Genomic DNA, 16,875 nt, shown 5'->3' on the forward strand with positions numbered 1-16,875 from the left:
ATGTGTACAAAAGGATAAAACATAACAATGGAGAGTCCTAATCTATATACTTCATGAAAATTGGACAAATAAAAAAGCAGCAAACGATTGTCTACTGCTGGCTAAAGATGATATTTCCTGTTGCTTCATCATAAAATGTTAATTGAACTGTCTCAGTGAGAACATCTGCATAGCTGTAAGAAACTCGTTCGAACGCATTCTCTTCTTGATCCAGTTGAACCACGAATACAGAAGGATACGTTTCGGCTAGAACACCTGAACGCTCAATTGTTTTTCGACGTCCACCGTTTGCTTTAAGCATTAAACGTTTCCCAAGATTAGAATCAAGGGATCTTTTAATGTCGGCTAATGTTTTTGGCATTTCGCTTCCACCTCACTATAATCAAATATAACACATTATGTAATTTTAGTCAAATAAATTTATTATTTTAACAAGAACAAGGAACACCTGTCAATATATTTTATTCAACAAAAAGTACGTTTTTTCTACACACCTAACATTCCCCAACCCTTGAAAAATTATGTAAACAATAAAAGTGGAGGGGCTTTGCCCAGAGGCGACAAGCATAAATGCCACTAAAAAACCCACCTTACTAATCTATACATCTAAACGCCAAATAGACCTTACAATTCACGCAGTAAATTGTAAGGTCTATTTGATTTTTGTCGAACATTCCCTAATCTTCGTGTGTAATTTTATATGGCATCCCTGTACGAAGGACACCCTTCGTCTCGATCCCGCCAAGCCCTTTGTCCCCTGTTAATGTATTGCGGATGACGTCCCACACATTTACCGAATCCTTAAACCCCGTAAAACAAATCTTAGCCACGATATAAACGGGATCCAGTGCATGAATATTGACTCTCGACGGAGAGCTCGCAAAATTGGCTCCAGCGTGGATCAATGATTCAAAGTGGGATTGACAAGCACCAGCAAAGATCACTAACTGATCCAAGTGTGGAGATTTGCTGCGTGCTTCACGCACGGCCTGAACAAAATATTTGGAATGTCGATAGGCGTTAATATCAGCTTTAGTCCCTTTCGCCTTGGAATAGGCATCGTGACCGGTCAAAACAATAATATTCGGTCTATATTTATCGATAAGCGACCCAATCTGCTCAGGCATCTCTGTCTCACTACAGTGAACACCTTTTACCGGGACACCAATTTTTTCATAAAGATCTAGACACTTTCTTAAATAGCTGGGATCTCCATCAAGATGAAGCACTTTCCCTGGAACCTGGAAATAGTTATAATCGTCTCGATAAGCATTCGTTACCTTGTATTCCTGCTTATACTTCAGAAGCTCTATATCCTGACGAAATAGGTCAAGAGATTGTTCCTCCTTTGAACGAAACTCCTGCGCAATACGTTCCTGCTCTCTAGGGTCCATCTTCTTCAAATCATGAAAAGGAGCATCCGCTATTAATCGAAAATCTTCACCATACAGTACTGCCGTTTTTTGGCCATCTATCATGCGGATATCTATCACCCTGAATAAAATATCACACTGATAGGAAAGGCGGCCTACGACATCATTGATTTCGATATTCACATCAGTCACTCCCGTGGGCTAAACATTCGTTAAATCAAAAAAGGAAATAAATAAGCCGAGGAGGATCAACGTTTGTCATATCCTTCTCAACACGTTCCTTATCCTTAATTAAGTAAATATTCCCTGTGATAACCTATGCAACCCTCTACTATTCGGTGTCAATAAAATGGGTCTCCCGTGCGGAGTACACGGGAACAAAAAAATGGCTAAACGCACTTTCACGTTTAGCCATCTATCCAAGCTTTAATTAAAGTTCGGGTATAACGCATCACTCAACCGACCGAATTCCTGTATCGACAGTGTCTCTCCACGGCGTGTGGGTTCAATCCCGGCTGCAGATAATGCCACAAGGATCATGTCTTTCTTTTCCTTTCCTTGAGGAAGCTGACTGCTTAAATTGTTCAGGATGGTCTTTCTTCTTTGAGCAAAAGACGAGCGTGTGACGGTAAAGAAGAAATCTTCACTGATCACCTCGACAGGAGGCTTCTCACGCTTCGTTAAACGGATGACGGCTGAGTCCACATTCGGTTGCGGCATAAAGACCGTTTTCGGGACAGTCATGACCATCTCGGCCTCTGTATAGTACTGTATGGCAATCGAAAGAGATCCGTACGCTTTTGTTCCGGGCTGAGCTGAAATACGGTCTCCTACTTCTTTTTGAAGCATGACACAGATGCCTCTGATTGGAAGACGCTCCATCAAAAGCTTAAGAATAATAGGTGTAGTGACGTAATAAGGGAGATTGGCCACTACCATAATGTCTTCGAATCCTTCAAATTCTTTATTAATAATGGCTTCTACATCCGCCTCTAATATATCTTCATTAATGATTTTAACGTTTTTGTAAGGGGATAATGTATCATCCAGAATAGGAATCAGTCGCTGATCGATTTCAAATGCGACGACCTTTCCCGAGGTGCGCGCAAGGTGCTCTGTTAACGCACCGATTCCAGGTCCAATCTCAATGGCTGCGGTATTCTCAGATAACCCTGCGTATTCCGTTATGTTCCTGAGGATATTGGGGTCGATCAAAAAGTTTTGACCCAGGCTCTTTTTAAACGAGAAACCATACTTACCTAATATCTCTTTCGTGCGTATAGGGGTGGCAATATCTTTATGCATTTTCTTCCTCCTGAATAATTTCCATTAAAGCTTTTTTAAACTCTTCTCTTTGAATATTGAACATCCTTAATCGTTTATGCAGCTGTTTTCCATTAGTGTATCCGATTCTAAGCTTCTCACCAAGAGCAATTCTTCGATCTTTTGCTTTGGAACTGCCAATTAAGCCAGCATCAATTAGATCTTCTTTCGAAATGACTTCTTCCTGCTCAACATCCAGCACATGAGCCTCTCTTAAAGACTCTCTTATGATATTTGGCGAAGCATGCTCTACACCTATTCCTCTTCCTGACTTTGGCAGTGCATCCTTCTTATGTACAAAGGCATGCTTACAACCCGGTACCGCTTCACTCACAATCTTCCGGATACGTTCACCCGGGTAGTCCGGGTCGGTAAAGATGATTACGCCTCTTTTTTCCTGGGCGTGTTTTATTTTTTCTATAGTAGCCGGAGACACAGCAGAACCATTCGTTTCAATCGTATCTGCATTGACAGCACGTTGAATGGCTACCGTATCATCTTTTCCTTCCACTACGATGATTTCTCTAATTTTCATAATTCCTCCAAAAAAATTGAAACTTTTCTGCTTTCATTTTCGTCTAATCATTGAAGACCTAAAGCTATTATAACGGTTTTTACTTATAAATAAAAAAAAGCAGGAGAACACCCCTGCTCTTAGTTTAATATTTTTACTTTTATTGTTTTTCTTCCCCAACGATAGGCATCTGATTTAGACGGGAAGAATACATCGATTTTATTCCCTTTGATTGCGCCACCCGTATCTGCAGCTACGGCATAGCCATAGCCCTCTACATATACCTTTGTTCCTAAAGGAATGACAGAAGGGTCCACTGCAATCACTTTAACATTCGGATTTGATTTCAGGTTGATTCCTGTAGCTGTATAGCCTGAGCATCCGTTACATGATGCTGTGTAAGCTGTAGAGCTCACATAAAACTCTCTTCCTCCACTTGGAGCAGCTGAGGCTGTGGCAGATGAATTAGATGATGAACTTCCACGTGAAACTTGAGCCACTAAAACCTTTGTTCCGACATTAATGATTTTATCCTGGCTTTCTTTCACTACTTTTTCACTAACTAATTTTCTGGAAACCTCTTTGCCGTTTTCTTTCACAACTTCAAATTTCTTTTCTACCAAGCCGTTTTTACCTTCTTGAACGACCTTCTCTTTTCCTTTTGAAAGATCGGAATCCTTCTTGGAAATAACGGTGAAATCCTTTGTCTCTTCCACTACATCGGTGACTTTTTCAACTCGAACGACATTTACGACATCATTTGCTTTAACAACTTTGTCTAAACTTGGTTCAACACGGTCTGATTTATTTAGTGTAATTCCTTGTTGCTTTAAAAAGTCAGCGACCGTAGTCGAAGTAGACCATACCTTTTGTTCTTTCCCGCCGTTCACAAGCTTAAGTGAAAATGCGGTATCAATCTTCACGTTCATGTCCCCTGTTACTTTTTCTGATAAGCCGGGTTTGACCTTATCATGTTCTCCTACTTTAATTTCACTTTCAGAGAGTAACTCTTTTACAGTATCAGCAGTCGTCCAGACCTTTTTCGCCTGACCCCCTACTACTACTTCTACCTGTTTTGCCGGTTCCCAAACAATGTTCATGTTATTTGAGACCTTCGTATTCCCCGAAGGGTACAAATAGTCTTGTGAGCGGGTTGAAATCTCTAATTCTTTTAATATATCTTGAATTGTATTCGCATGCGTCCTAATCTCTTTTTGCTCGCCGTCTAAGGTCAATGCCACAGTGTTTTTAGATCCTTCATAAAAAAGAATTCCAAATACAGCTGCAGATGTTACCAATGTTCCGATTGTAACAATCCATTTCCTTCGACTCAAAGACTTGGAAAACAGGCTTTTCATGGTTTTAAACTTCATGAAAAACGCCTCCTTTTCTCGGAGTGATTATATAGAGTAATCCAGTGACTGTCAACCCTTACTTCTTTTAACTTAATCTAGCAAAATATTGAAACCCAGGGAACATAAAACATATTATGCATAAAAGAAGTGAAAAAGAAAAGAGAGAGTTATCGACATGATTATCCTATGAAACAAGAATCCTATGTAGAACTTTTTGTTTTTATTAACTATTTGGACAAGCTCTCTCAATTCTCGACAAAATCTGATGTCAGTATATGTTGAATAACTTTTTTGCATTTTTGGTAGTTATGTTCTCTACTTCTTCTAATGTTATTTCCTTAAGCTCCGCAATCTGTTCTGCTACCAACTTCACGTATGCAGGTTCATTTCGCTTCCCCCTGTTCGGGTGAGGTGCTAAATAAGGACAGTCTGTTTCGATCAGAAGCTTTTCCAATGGAATTTCTTTTGCTACTTCTTTTGGCTTTTTCGCATTTTTGAAGGTCACGGGACCTCCCAGAGAAATGTAGAAATTCATATCCACACATTCTTGAGCAATTTCAGGACTTCCGCTGAAGCAATGCATGATCCCTCCAACTTCCTCTGCTCCTTCTTCCCTGAGGATATCCACTATATCTTGTGTGGCATCACGGTTGTGTATAATGATTGGGAGTTTTACCTTTTTAGCTAAATGAATTTGTTTTCGAAACACTTCTTTTTGAACATCTTTCGGTGATTTATCCCAGTGATAATCGAGTCCCATTTCACCTATGGCAACTACTTTAGGGTGGTTTGAGAGCTCTTCTATCCAAGCTAAATCTTCATCCTTCATATCAATTGCATCAACTGGGTGCCAACCGATGCTGGCATATAAAAATTCATATTGCTCAATGAGCTCCATTGCCCGGTTAATCGTTGGACGATCAAAGCCGACGACCACCATCTTTTCAACTCCAGCTTCTCTTGCTCTTGAAATTACCTCCTCCAGATCTTCGTCAAATTGTTCAGCATTCAAATGAACATGTGTATCAAATAGCATGTAAGACACTCCTTGTAATAAAGATAAGTTTAATATAAAAAAGCATGACAAGCATCACATTCATGTAACATTCATATTACATATTATGGTTTCTATGGATATTTTTTATTACTCCTGTTTCATTCGCAGTTACTCTACATTCTATCTACTTTAGTCACAGAACCAAAACAATCTGTTTCTTTCTATACTACTGTTTTCTGAATATAGTAATGAGTTTAAGAAACACCTAATATATCGATTGTTATGCCATATATTAATTATTTTAATATAGTAAAGGGATGTTCCACGTGGAACATCCCTTTATCGACAAAAGCATAAAAAGCTTACTTATTTCACTTTTGTTCCATTTGGTAAAGACTGATCGATGGAAGCAAGAGACAGCGTTCCATTTTCTTCACCAGCAAGAATCATTCCTTGTGAAAGTTCTCCACGCAGTTTTACCGGCTTCAAGTTTGTCACACAGATTACTTTTTTTCCAACCAGTTCGTCCGGCTGATAGAATTTAGCAATTCCTGACACAACTTGGCGTTTTTCAAAGCCAAGGTCCAATTGCAGCTTTAGCAGTTTATCCGCTTTTTTAACGGGCTCAGCTCCAATGACTTCCGCTACTCGAAGCTCAACTTTCATGAAATCATCGATTCCGATTTCCTCTGATTCTTCTTTAGCAGGCTCCTTCTTTTCTTCAACAGCAGGAGCAGACCCTTGCATTTTCTCTTTGATGAAGTTTACCTCTTCCTGAAGTTCAAGTCGCGGGAAAATCGGTTCTCCTTTTTTCACCACTTCCGTTCCTGCCGGAATAGCTCCGAAACTTTCCAAGCTTTCCCATGTGTGCATTTTTTCATCATGAAGGTTCAATTGTTCAAATATTTTCTTAGGAGTTCTTGTTAGGAACGGTTGTAAAAGAACAGCGACTCTTCGTAATGATTCAGCTAAATGACTCATCACACTGCCGAGCTCTTCTTTTTTGCTTTCGTCTTTAGCAAGGGCCCAAGGCTGAGTTTCATCAATATATTTATTCGTGCGGCTGATTAACTGCCACAGACTGGACAAAGCTACAGAAAACTCCATGTTTTCCATTGCTTCTTCATATTTATTCACTGTTTCTTTGTTCATACCCAGAAGGGCTTGATCGAATTCACCGTTAGAATCAACATAGGTTGGAATAACTCCATCAAAATACTTATTGATCATGGCCACTGTACGATTTAACAGGTTCCCTAGGTCATTCGCTAAGTCGAAGTTGATGCGTTCAACAAATCCTTCAGGCGTAAAGACTCCATCAGAACCGAATGGCACTTCTCTTAAAAGGTAGTAACGAAGAGAATCAAGGCCGTAACGATCAATAAGGGTAACAGGATCGACTACATTGCCTTTTGATTTAGACATTTTCCCGTCTTTCATGAGAAGCCATCCATGAGCGAAAACCTTCTTAGGAAGCGGAAGATCTAAAGCCATTAACATGATCGGCCAATAAATCGTATGGAATCGGACGATTTCCTTTCCGACCAGGTGAACATCCGCTGGCCAGTACTTTAAGTAATTTGTATCTTTCTCACTGCCGTATCCCAGAGCTGTAATATAGTTGGAAAGGGCATCGATCCACACGTAAATGACATGCTTGGGATCTCCCGGTACTTTCACTCCCCAGTCAAACGTTGTTCTAGAAACAGCCAAGTCTTCTAAACCAGGTTTGATGAAGTTATTCACCATCTCATTCTTTCGGGACTCAGGCTGTATGAATTCTGGGTTTTCTTCATAATAAGCAAGAAGGCGGTCAGCGTATTTGCTCATTTTGAAGAAGTACGATTCTTCCTTCACTTTTTCAACGGGTCTGCCGCAATCAGGACAGTTTCCGTTTTCTAATTGGCGCTCAGTAAAGAAGGATTCACATGGTGTACAATACCATCCTTCATACTGGTCCAAGTAAATATCACCTTGTTCGACAAGCTGATGGAAGATTTTTTCCACAATATCCTTATGACGCTTTTCTGTCGTACGGATAAAGTCATCATATGAAATGTCCAGTTTTCCCCATAAATCTTTAATTCCACTAACAATTCCGTCTACATATGCTTGAGGAGTAATTCCTTGTTCCTGAGCTTTACGTTGAATTTTCTGTCCATGCTCGTCCGTTCCTGTCAGGTACATGACATCGAATCCACGCATTCTCTTATAACGGGCCATTGCATCACCAGCTACCGTGGTGTAAGCATGTCCAATATGTAAATTTCCACTTGGATAATAAATCGGTGTTGTAATATAGAAGGTGTTCAACTTTTCTTCCACTTTCCGTTCCTCCTCTTTTTTCTACCCCCATAAAGCCATAGGGGCATCCGTATGGTTTATAGTGGCATAAATGTTATGTACATCCATTATCTGCGCCTTACCTATCATCTTAACCTCTTATCTCATCAAAATATACCTAAAATAAAGGGTTTCTGCAACTAAACAATGTTGAAACTTGAAATTGTCGAAACAAGTGAGGTTTTTTGTCTATTTTTGTCGAATAAACGCATTTTATAAAGATAATTCGACATTACTTTCACTTATTACTTTCATTACAATAATATTTAATTGGTAATACATTTTTTTACAATAAAGCGTAAAGCTTATTAAAACAACACTTTTTCATCCATTTTTTCTTAAAAATTTACAGATATAATTATTGACGATACACCTAATCGTTGGTATGATAGAAACAACAAAAGAAATTTGTCGAATATTGACGAACTAGAGAGAGATAAATAATATTTATTTGGAGGAGATTTTCAAATGAAGTCTACAGGTATTGTAAGAAAAGTTGATGAATTAGGTCGTGTCGTTATCCCAATCGAATTACGTCGTACATTAGGTATCGCTGAGAAAGATGCTTTAGAAATCTATGTAGATGACGAAAGAATCATCTTGAAGAAATATAAGCCAAGCATGACTTGCCAAATCACTGGTGAAGTTTCTGATGATAACATCAAGCTTGCTAACGGTAAATTGGTTCTTAGCCGTGAAGGTGCAGATCAATTACTAAAAGAAATCCAGGATTCACTACAAACAAAATAATTGATGTTAACATATCAAAGGCCTGAGTGACTAGACTCAGGCCTTTTTTTATTTGTATCTCGGCATTATCCTATTCAACATGATAAGCTTGATAAACTTCCCGTTTTGGAAGGGAGCGTTCTTTTGAGACTTGTTTGATGGCTTCTTTGGAGGTCATGTTTTTTTCGTTCATGTAATGCTGCACATGGTCCAGAAGCGAGTAGTTGCTCCACCAGGCGTCTTCCTCTTCTTTTTCCAGTGGACCCGCTCCCTCAATTAATAAGCAGAATTCGCCTCGTACTTCCCCATCGTTTGCCCATTCCATTACTTCATCCAGTGATCCACGGATGAATTCTTCGAACTTCTTCGTGAGCTCACGACAAACCACGATTTGTCTATTTCCCAGAGCTCCATATAGCTCTTTTAATGTTTCTTTTAGTCTGTGTGGTGATTCATAAAGGATGAATGTATCTTCCAGCTTTTTAAGTGTATCCAGTTCCGCTCTTTTATCTTTCTTCCCTCTATGTAAAAACCCATAGAAATAAAATGGCTGCGGAGCCAATCCTGAAGCGATCAAAGCCGTAAGAGCAGCGTTCGCCCCCGGCAATGGAATGACAGCAATTTCGTGTTCGATTGCTTCTTTCACCAGTTCATAACCCGGATCCGAAATGGATGGCATTCCTGCATCACTTACAAGGGCAACGAGCTCGCCTCTTTCCATCCGTTCAATCAGCTTCTGTCCGCTCGTTTCTTTATTGTGCTCATGATAGCTGATGATAGGCGTATCAATTTCAAAGTAATTACATAATTTTTTTGTATTTCTTGTATCTTCGGCAGCAATCACTGCCGCTTCCTTCATCATGCGGATTGCGCGGAACGTCATATCCTCTAAATTCCCGATCGGTGTAGGGACAAGATACAAGCTTCCTTTTTCACTATCTTGAAAGCTTTTTTGCTGATTCATTGATTAGCTCACCTTCTCATTTCCTTAGTCCTTATCTTCATTCTTTCCAAACAGCATATCATATACTTCCCGTGAATATTTGTTCTGTTCATCGTACACATAAAGGGGAGGAAGAATTTTTAGGTCCGGTTTCCCATCTTTTATTCCTTCTATTAAGATGGTGTTGGCTTCTCTTCCTGGCTTCGGATATACAAAGCGCAATCGTTTCGGCTCGAGACGATGCTTCCTCATTAACGATAGAATGTCCATCAATCGACCTGGACGATGGACGAAGGAAGCCTTTCCTCCTTGCTTCAGGAGATAGCTTGAAGCTTTGATGGTATCCTCAAGGGAACAAAGGATTTCATGACGGGCGATCGCATAGTGCTCATTTACGTTTCTTTTATCACCGGGTGGAGTGTTAAAGTATGGAGGATTACATGTTACGACATCATAATGAGAATGATGTAGGAGCTGATCGATCTCCTTCACATCCCCCAGCTTCATGGATATTTGATTTTGACGATCATTATACTGAACACTTCTCTGTGCCATATCAAATAATCTTTCCTGAATCTCCACGCCCGTAATTTCAACGTTGGTTCTCGCACTTAGTAATAAGGGGATGATGCCGTTACCCGAACATAGATCAACCACTTTCCCTTTGTGAATCGGTAAATAGCTGAAATGGGCCAATAGGACAGCATCTGTTGAAAAGGAGAAAACAGATGGACTTTGAATGATCCTCATATTTTCAGCCAATAAATAATCTAAACGTTCATCTTCTTTTAACTCGACCATGCCTTTCCTCCACTTTTCCTTCTATTATATATTGTTTCGATTTTAATCACTAAAAAGGACCAATCCCATTTTGTATGGATCAGCCCTTTTTAGTCTGTATTCTATTCTATAGAGTGTAGGATAACAGGGATATTTATTCTTTCCTTATTTCTTGTTTAAGAAAGAGAGGCAGAATAAACAATCTTCATCCTTCCGTGGACTTCCAAAATGTATATTACAAATATGAAATCCTTCCTGGTATAATCGAGCAAGGTTGTCATACCCTTCTCCTATATCCAGTGTTTTATCTTCTAAGTCTGACTCACCCGTTGTACCCGCATCGCTGTTTGTTTGTACCTTTTTTGGTGAGTTCTCTGTTTGTTCCAGTCTGCGGCGCAAATGCTCATTTTCAAGCTTTAGAGAATTATTCTCTTCTAACATTTCTGCTAGACATTGTTTGAGCTCACCTAATTGATGATATAAATGACCAATTTGTTGTTCCATATTACTGACTGAATCAAAGAACTCTTTTTTATCCACGACACTACACCCCGTTACTCTGTGGCTTGGAATGATACGGCACCCACGTTCATGATTTCATCTAATGTAAATTCCAGAACCCGCTCTTCTTCTTTAATTTCCACTTGAAGAATACGTTCCAGAATATTAAGACCTACCACTTTACCTTTTCCATGAGGTGTCTTAATCACTTCTCCAATATCAGGTAATTCCGCTTTCGCTGTTTCATACTCATCGTTCTCGTATTTCAGACAGCACATTAAACGTCCGCATAAACCTGAAATCTTCGTTGGATTAAGGGATAGATTTTGATCCTTCGCCATCTTGATGGATACAGGCTCAAAATCACCTAAAAAGGTAGAACAACATAACATGCGGCCACAAGGACCTATACCACCCAGCATTTTTGCTTCGTCTCGAACGCCAATCTGACGAAGTTCTATGCGCGTACGGAAAATGGAAGCTAGATCTTTTACTAGCTCTCGGAAATCAACTCGTCCATCAGCCGTAAAATAGAATATGACTTTGTTACGATCAAATGTATACTCTACATCTACCAGTTTCATATCTAATTGATGCTGATTAATTTTATCACAACATACATTGTAGGCTTCCGTCGCAGATGTTTTGTTCTCATCTACGATTAATCGATCCTTTTGATCAGCGATACGAATCACTTTTTTCAATGGAAGCACTACATCATTTTCTCCGACTTGCTTTCTCTCTACGACTACTTTTCCAAATTCGACTCCGCGAACGGTTTCAACGATTACATAAGAATCTTTCTGAATATCCAATTCACCCGGATCGAAATAATAGATTTTACCCGCTTTTTTAAAGCGTACACCTACAACATCGTACAAAGGACCATCACCCCTGCAGTTTTAGCATAAGCTGTTCTACTAGCAGCTGCGAATTCATATTGGCGTTTAACTTGCGTTTTGCTTCAAGTATCGCCGTCATATTAGTAGAAAGACGATTGGTAGATACTTGAAGTGCGTTTGATTTCCAGTTTTCCTTTTGGTCCGGGTACACGAGCTGTTCTTCTTTTCCTAACTGGATATGAAGTAAGTCTTTATATATTAGAAGTAAAAGATCTAATGCTCGATCGACTTGATCTTTTTCTTTGAAGTGCTGTACAAAATCCTCTTGTATTTTGACCATTGCTTGGAAGGGACTTTTTTGGAGGACTTCATATAATTTTAACACTATTATTCTTGCTTGTGCAAACCACTCATTTTGACATATTTCTACAGCTTCCTCATAATGGTTCGTCAAATTGGCTGCCAGCGTTGCAAAATGGGGTGGTATCCCCTCTTCCAATAACTGTTTCGTCAACTGTTCTTTCGGTAACGGCTTGAACGAAATCGTCTGGCACCGTGAAAGAATAGTAGGTAATATGCGATGAATATTTTCTGTGATCAGAATTGCTGTTGTATCAGCTAACGGCTCTTCAAGAAACTTAAGCAGGCTATTAGCCGCATTCGCTGTCATCTTATCTCCATGAACAATAATGTAAATCTTCTTCTTGGATTCTACACCTGTTTTCGAAAATTCTTCTTGCAAACTTTTAATCTGATCCTTCTTGATCGAAAGACCGTCCGGTTCTACCAGATGCAGGTCCGGGTGATTCCCATGATTGATCCTTTTGCAGTTGGAACAGCTTTCACAGGCCTTTCCATCTGCGCGGTTCACACATAGCAATGCTTTTGCAAACAGGATGCTCATTTCTTTCTTTCGTGTCCCTTTTTCACCCTCGAATAAATAAGCATGAGCGACACGATCCTTCAAAATACTATTCTGAAGCATCTGAAGGACGACTGGCTGAAATGGTTGTATCTCTTCAAACAACATGTCTTAACATCACTCTCTTACATATAAAGATTAATAAGCAATCCCTTTATTTCACCGATTTTCCCTAATATATCAATGGACTTCTTTTCTTTATCCAATACATCTTCCGTCAGTTCAATAAGCTGTTGGTCGATGGTCTCTACTATATTGAGCTTTCTGCCTTCACCATATTGATTCCACGTATGAGATTGCTTCAAATCCATCCCGAAATCTACGGCCTCACGCACAAATTTTTTGACCACTGTTTTATATTTAGCAAGATCTTTAAATGATCTTGACTTGGCTAAACGACTACCGGCATCTTCTATTGTAACGAGCAGTTTACTGAGCTGTTCCATCTGCATTTTCTGATCGTGCTTATGAACAAGCTGCCCGAATTTAACTTGACCTGTTCCATTAGATTTCTGTTCTTTCGTTACTTTATCTAAGGAAACCCGATGGTCCTGGTTAATTTTCATAAGTTAAACCTCACTTTAAAACTGATGGAATTGCTCTACAGGAAGAACGAATACGGTCGCCCCGCCAACGGCTACTTCAACAGGGTAAGGCACATATGAATCTGCATTCCCACCCATGGGAGAAACAGGAGCTACCATCTGATCCCGTGACTGACAGTTTTCTTTAATAACCTGTAACGCTTTATCTACACGAATATCTTCTGTACCAATAATGAATGTGGTATTCCCGGACTTTAAAAAACCGCCTGTACTGGCTAATTTTGTCGAACGAAAATTATGTTCCATCAGGGCATTAGACAAACGATTGCTATCTTTATCCTGTACAACTGCCATAATTACCTTCATTAATCAATTCCTCCGTTTTAAAGCCATTTACTTCCTTCTATTATATCATTGAACAGGATCTACATACATGTTTCATATAAAAAAGAGACGGACTTCTTAGCACCAATTTTTGCTTAGAAGTCCGCCTGTTTCTTTTAACTAAACTTACTTATTTAAGTAATCGGTCACGATACCATATGCATCACCAAATACAGCTTCTTTGCTCTGGCTGGCATCGATGACTTGAATACGATCAGGATATTGTTTCATTAACTTCTGATATCCTTCCCGGACTCTCGTATGGAAATCAACCGATTCCAGATCTAACCGGTTCACTTCTCTTCCATTATGTTTCGCAATTCTCTTTAACCCTTCTTCGGGGTCGATATCAAAATATAACGTTAGATCCGGCATCTTATCTTCAATCGCAAATTGATTGATATTCATGACCTCTTCCATACCGATTCCACGGGCATTCCCTTGATAAGCAAGGGAACTATCAATAAAACGATCACAGATCACTATCTTTCCTTCTTCAAGGGCGGGAATCACTTTCTCAACCAAATGCTGTCGTCGCGCAGCAGCATATAAAAGAGCTTCCGTCCGTTTATCCATTTCCGTGTTCCCAGTATTTAAAATGACTTCTCTAATCTGTTCGGCGATGGAAATGCCTCCAGGCTCCCTCGTCTGAATGACTTCGTGGCCGTCCTGTAATAAACGGTTAAAAATTTCTGTTAATATCGTTGATTTACCGGCCCCCTCAGGACCTTCAACCGTAATAAACAATCCTTTTGACATGTCTTTCCCTCCACTTGCTTATCGGTACACAAACACACGGTTTTCATCTAAGCGGTGATGACCTTGAATGTTTGCCTTATTCTTTACATACTCTGTTAAACGTTCAATGGCGTGAGAGGTAATTCGTTCTCCTGGTATCAACAGAGGAATTCCCGGAGGATAAGGTGTGACCATTCCCGCTGAAATTTCTCCTTCTGCTTCGTCAATGGCAATGAGTGCTTCCACTTTCTCTTCCATCTCCTCAAAGCTTAATGCCAAAGTAGTAAAAAACTCTTGGCTATTTGAACGATTTGGTTCATGATCGGTTCTCTTTTCTATAATCGGTTCATTCCCTATAGCCTTAAATACTCGGCCGATCGCTTCATTATAAGGAAAAGAACGATCTTTCTTCAGTAACGGAAGGATCAGTAATACATAATCGGGGTCAGCAAGCTCTGGGTAAATTCCCTCTGACTCCAATAACTGTTGAAGAGCATATCCTGACCTTCCCTCCAGTCTCATGACAAGCTTTAGTGGATCGTCCGTCCGCTTTACAATGAGTTGAGGATGAACCCCCTCCAATGCTTGTACAAACTTATTGATCTCTTTCAGGTTTTGATCCCTTTCTTCTTGTGTAAAAGTCCCGATATAGGACCTGGCATAGTCAAGGGATGCCATAATCGGATACGATGGACTACTTGATTGTAGCATAGTTAAATACTCTTTCACCTTACGATCACTCACTCTGAAGCTTGTGATGTGTAAATACGACCCCATCGTCATGGCCGGCAGCATCTTATGAGCCGAATGGACGACAATATCCGCACCACATTCAATTGCTGACTCCGGAAAAGGGCTGCCCAATGTAAAATGAGCACCATGTGCCTCATCAACGATACACGTTACATCATGTTTATGTAATTCCTCGATTATTTTATCGATATTGTAAGTAAACCCATAATAAGTCGGATAAGTGAGCACACACGCCTTCACACAGGGATATACCTTCAATGCTTCCTGCATAGCATCCAGACGCATACCAAGGGCGATACCCTCGTCGGTCCACTCTGTTTCTATTAATATAGGCACAGCCTTAGCAAGCTTGATTCCATTCAATACAGACTTATGACAATTCCTTTGAACGAAAATGAGATCTCCCGGTGAGCATGAAGCAAGAATGGCAGCAATATTCCCAACCGTACTTCCGTTCACTAAAAAATGACTCTTCAACGTCCCATATACATCCGACAGCAAGTCCTCCGCTTCACGAATCGCCTCATGGGGATCATGTAAATCATCCAATCCGCTTAACTCTGTAACATCGGATTGATAAAATGGTTGTTCGTCCATCAATAAACCATTTTTATGACCCGGCACATGAAAAGAGATAGGCTTGGCTGACAGATGCTTCTCTATCGCTTCAATAAGAGGGGTTCTCCTCTGATCTTGTTTCATACTCTAAATCTCCTCAAAATAAATATCTACTCATATCGTATCACAATCACGCTGTTCAATGCCCCAAGGAACAAGGAAAACTTTTTACCTATTAATATCAAAAAAAAATCATAACCAATTATATTTCCTGGTTATGAATAGATTTGAGGAGTATTCACTTTTTTTAATCGTTGAACGAATGTTTTATACAAAGGATCATTTGTTTCTGTCTGAACCATTTCTTTCTCACATTCTGTGCAGATAAACGATGTGTATAGATGGATTCCAACCTTCTTATCAACGTGACAAACGATACACTCTTCTAAAGCCGCCTTACGCTCCGGATTTAACATAGGGCTCTCCACCTCCATACAACCTATTCTGCCTCAAAACCACCAATTGTATACATTATTTCAAACTTTTAAACTGACAGAATAATCAAGTGTAATTTATCTTATGTTACAATCGCCCTGTCTGTGTATGTCTCTATAAAAAAGATTGTGGAAAAAAGATATTAAGTGAGATTCAGGTGGGGAGTAGTGTGGCTAAGGTCATTTTAAAGGAAAAGTATATATTGGTGGGATATGGATTAGTTATGATCATTTTTGGAATGTGGAAAGTTATTTTTTATATGTGGTTGGATAGTGGAATTGGTATGTGTGTATGTCCGGATAGAAAGCTATGAAGCTTGAAAAATCGTATAAATAGGTTGTTTTTGTGCGGAAATGTGACCAAACTTGGACGTTTGCCTATTTTATCGGGGCTAGGTACCGTTTGTGTAGGTATTAATTTGTCTTGATATGTGATTATTGCGTCGTTATTTTAATTTATGCGTCTTTTTAGACCTTTATTGCGTGATTTTTCATTTTATGCGTCGTTTTCATCCTTTTTTGCGTCATTTTTTTATTTTATGCGTCTTTTTCCATATTATCACATCAAGACTCTTTCAGAATTGCATCCATAAACGGATCTTCATCTAAGATTAACTGTATAGAGATAAATGCCTGGACTCAATGTACACCAACATTTCTGATGAATAAACAAAAAGAGCAGCCCCTAAGAGCTACTCTTTTTGACATTTGCCTGGCGACGTCCTACTCTCACAGGGGGAGATCCCCCAACTACCATCGGCGCTGAAGAGCTTAACTTCCG

The 16,875-nt window shown here is 39.6% G+C and carries 18 protein-coding genes and 1 rRNA gene; 1 reads left to right on the top strand and 18 read right to left on the bottom strand.

The annotated features are described in order from the left end of the window. Positions 1 to 91 precede the first annotated feature (91 nt). The 7 genes from veg to metG form a co-directional block, all read right to left on the bottom strand. A complete protein-coding gene (veg, locus tag RSX31_RS22575; protein ID WP_032085220.1) occupies positions 92 to 361 on the bottom strand; it encodes a biofilm formation stimulator Veg in 270 nt (89 codons plus the stop codon). A 316-nt stretch (positions 362 to 677) separates the two neighbouring features. After that, complete coding sequence (gene yabG, locus RSX31_RS22580; protein ID WP_148971319.1) at positions 678 to 1,556, bottom strand: sporulation peptidase YabG; 879 nt, start codon at positions 1,554 to 1,556, stop codon at positions 678 to 680. Positions 1,557 to 1,799: 243 nt separating this feature from the next. Beyond that, on the bottom strand, positions 1,800 to 2,678 hold the full coding sequence (gene rsmA, locus RSX31_RS22585) for a 16S rRNA (adenine(1518)-N(6)/adenine(1519)-N(6))-dimethyltransferase RsmA (RefSeq protein ID WP_148996576.1): 879 nt from the start codon (positions 2,676 to 2,678) through the stop codon (positions 1,800 to 1,802). Beyond that, positions 2,671 to 3,231 (bottom strand): ribonuclease M5, encoded by a 561-nt coding sequence (gene rnmV / locus RSX31_RS22590; protein ID WP_148996575.1) that lies wholly within the window; start codon positions 3,229 to 3,231, stop codon positions 2,671 to 2,673. Before rnmV ends, rsmA begins: the two co-directional genes overlap by 8 nt. A 119-nt stretch (positions 3,232 to 3,350) precedes the next feature. Next, positions 3,351 to 4,583 (bottom strand): G5 and 3D domain-containing protein, encoded by a 1,233-nt coding sequence (locus tag RSX31_RS22595; RefSeq protein ID WP_262372024.1) that lies wholly within the window; start codon positions 4,581 to 4,583, stop codon positions 3,351 to 3,353. A gap of 250 nt (positions 4,584 to 4,833) precedes the next feature. Next, a complete protein-coding gene (locus RSX31_RS22600) occupies positions 4,834 to 5,601 on the bottom strand; it encodes a TatD family hydrolase (RefSeq protein WP_315636055.1) in 768 nt (255 codons plus the stop codon). Between the two features lie 327 nt (positions 5,602 to 5,928). Further along, positions 5,929 to 7,887 carry a methionine--tRNA ligase gene (metG, locus tag RSX31_RS22605; protein WP_315636056.1) on the bottom strand — a complete coding sequence of 653 codons (1,959 nt, stop codon included), beginning with the start codon at positions 7,885 to 7,887 and terminating at the stop codon, positions 5,929 to 5,931. Positions 7,888 to 8,373: 486 nt separating this feature from the next. Between metG and RSX31_RS22610 the strand changes: the two genes are divergently transcribed. Then, positions 8,374 to 8,655 (top strand): AbrB/MazE/SpoVT family DNA-binding domain-containing protein, encoded by a 282-nt coding sequence (locus RSX31_RS22610; protein ID WP_044340639.1) that lies wholly within the window; start codon positions 8,374 to 8,376, stop codon positions 8,653 to 8,655. A 70-nt stretch (positions 8,656 to 8,725) separates the two neighbouring features. Here the strand turns inward: RSX31_RS22610 and rsmI are convergent, their stop codons facing one another. The 11 genes from rsmI to rrf all read right to left on the bottom strand — a co-directional run. Next, positions 8,726 to 9,598: a 16S rRNA (cytidine(1402)-2'-O)-methyltransferase gene (rsmI, locus tag RSX31_RS22615; RefSeq protein WP_315636057.1), complete on the bottom strand. Its 873-nt coding sequence runs from the start codon at positions 9,596 to 9,598 to the stop codon at positions 8,726 to 8,728. A 24-nt stretch (positions 9,599 to 9,622) separates the two neighbouring features. Beyond that, the gene (locus tag RSX31_RS22620) at positions 9,623 to 10,378 is read right to left on the bottom strand and encodes a tRNA1(Val) (adenine(37)-N6)-methyltransferase (protein ID WP_315636058.1); all 756 of its coding nucleotides are present in this window, start codon (positions 10,376 to 10,378) and stop codon (positions 9,623 to 9,625) included. Between the two features lie 144 nt (positions 10,379 to 10,522). Then, positions 10,523 to 10,897 (bottom strand): DNA replication initiation control protein YabA, encoded by a 375-nt coding sequence (gene yabA / locus RSX31_RS22625; protein WP_148971327.1) that lies wholly within the window; start codon positions 10,895 to 10,897, stop codon positions 10,523 to 10,525. A gap of 14 nt (positions 10,898 to 10,911) precedes the next feature. Continuing rightward, on the bottom strand, positions 10,912 to 11,739 hold the full coding sequence (locus RSX31_RS22630; RefSeq protein WP_315636059.1) for a PSP1 domain-containing protein: 828 nt from the start codon (positions 11,737 to 11,739) through the stop codon (positions 10,912 to 10,914). Positions 11,740 to 11,746: 7 nt separating this feature from the next. Continuing rightward, positions 11,747 to 12,730: a DNA polymerase III subunit delta' gene (gene holB, locus RSX31_RS22635; RefSeq protein ID WP_315636060.1), complete on the bottom strand. Its 984-nt coding sequence runs from the start codon at positions 12,728 to 12,730 to the stop codon at positions 11,747 to 11,749. A gap of 17 nt (positions 12,731 to 12,747) precedes the next feature. Continuing rightward, positions 12,748 to 13,188, bottom strand: coding sequence for a YaaR family protein (locus RSX31_RS22640; protein ID WP_315636061.1), 441 nt, complete (start codon positions 13,186 to 13,188; stop codon positions 12,748 to 12,750). Positions 13,189 to 13,203: 15 nt separating this feature from the next. After that, complete coding sequence (locus RSX31_RS22645; protein ID WP_044340646.1) at positions 13,204 to 13,533, bottom strand: cyclic-di-AMP receptor; 330 nt, start codon at positions 13,531 to 13,533, stop codon at positions 13,204 to 13,206. 144 nt (positions 13,534 to 13,677) lie between these two features. Next, positions 13,678 to 14,310, bottom strand: a complete 633-nt coding sequence (gene tmk / locus RSX31_RS22650; RefSeq protein ID WP_148971331.1) for a dTMP kinase — start codon at positions 14,308 to 14,310, stop codon at positions 13,678 to 13,680. 18 nt (positions 14,311 to 14,328) lie between these two features. Further along, a complete protein-coding gene (locus RSX31_RS22655; protein WP_315636062.1) occupies positions 14,329 to 15,744 on the bottom strand; it encodes an aminotransferase class I/II-fold pyridoxal phosphate-dependent enzyme in 1,416 nt (471 codons plus the stop codon). Between the two features lie 131 nt (positions 15,745 to 15,875). Continuing rightward, a complete protein-coding gene (locus RSX31_RS22660; protein WP_262372023.1) occupies positions 15,876 to 16,076 on the bottom strand; it encodes a sigma factor G inhibitor Gin in 201 nt (66 codons plus the stop codon). A gap of 728 nt (positions 16,077 to 16,804) precedes the next feature. Beyond that, positions 16,805 to 16,875, bottom strand: a 5S ribosomal RNA gene (gene rrf / locus RSX31_RS23395); the annotation flags it as partial.

It is taken from the genome of Rossellomorea yichunensis, from assembly GCF_032337515.1.
Classification (GTDB): domain Bacteria; phylum Bacillota; class Bacilli; order Bacillales; family Bacillaceae_B; genus Rossellomorea; species Rossellomorea yichunensis.

Coding starts and splice junctions, on each gene's coding strand:
- veg (WP_032085220.1), bottom strand. CDS start 361: ATGCCAAAAACATTAGCCGACATTAAAAGATCCCTTGATTCTAATCTT.
- rsmA (WP_148996576.1), bottom strand. CDS start 2,678: ATGCATAAAGATATTGCCACCCCTATACGCACGAAAGAGATATTAGGT.
- rnmV (WP_148996575.1), bottom strand. CDS start 3,231: ATGAAAATTAGAGAAATCATCGTAGTGGAAGGAAAAGATGATACGGTA.
- RSX31_RS22595 (WP_262372024.1), bottom strand. CDS start 4,583: ATGAAGTTTAAAACCATGAAAAGCCTGTTTTCCAAGTCTTTGAGTCGA.
- RSX31_RS22600 (WP_315636055.1), bottom strand. CDS start 5,601: ATGCTATTTGATACACATGTTCATTTGAATGCTGAACAATTTGACGAA.
- RSX31_RS22610 (WP_044340639.1), top strand. CDS start 8,374: ATGAAGTCTACAGGTATTGTAAGAAAAGTTGATGAATTAGGTCGTGTC.
- rsmI (WP_315636057.1), bottom strand. CDS start 9,598: ATGAATCAGCAAAAAAGCTTTCAAGATAGTGAAAAAGGAAGCTTGTAT.
- RSX31_RS22620 (WP_315636058.1), bottom strand. CDS start 10,378: ATGGTCGAGTTAAAAGAAGATGAACGTTTAGATTATTTATTGGCTGAA.
- holB (WP_315636060.1), bottom strand. CDS start 12,730: ATGTTGTTTGAAGAGATACAACCATTTCAGCCAGTCGTCCTTCAGATG.
- RSX31_RS22640 (WP_315636061.1), bottom strand. CDS start 13,188: ATGAAAATTAACCAGGACCATCGGGTTTCCTTAGATAAAGTAACGAAA.
- RSX31_RS22645 (WP_044340646.1), bottom strand. CDS start 13,533: ATGAAGGTAATTATGGCAGTTGTACAGGATAAAGATAGCAATCGTTTG.
- tmk (WP_148971331.1), bottom strand. CDS start 14,310: ATGTCAAAAGGATTGTTTATTACGGTTGAAGGTCCTGAGGGGGCCGGT.
- RSX31_RS22655 (WP_315636062.1), bottom strand. CDS start 15,744: ATGAAACAAGATCAGAGGAGAACCCCTCTTATTGAAGCGATAGAGAAG.
- RSX31_RS22660 (WP_262372023.1), bottom strand. CDS start 16,076: ATGTTAAATCCGGAGCGTAAGGCGGCTTTAGAAGAGTGTATCGTTTGT.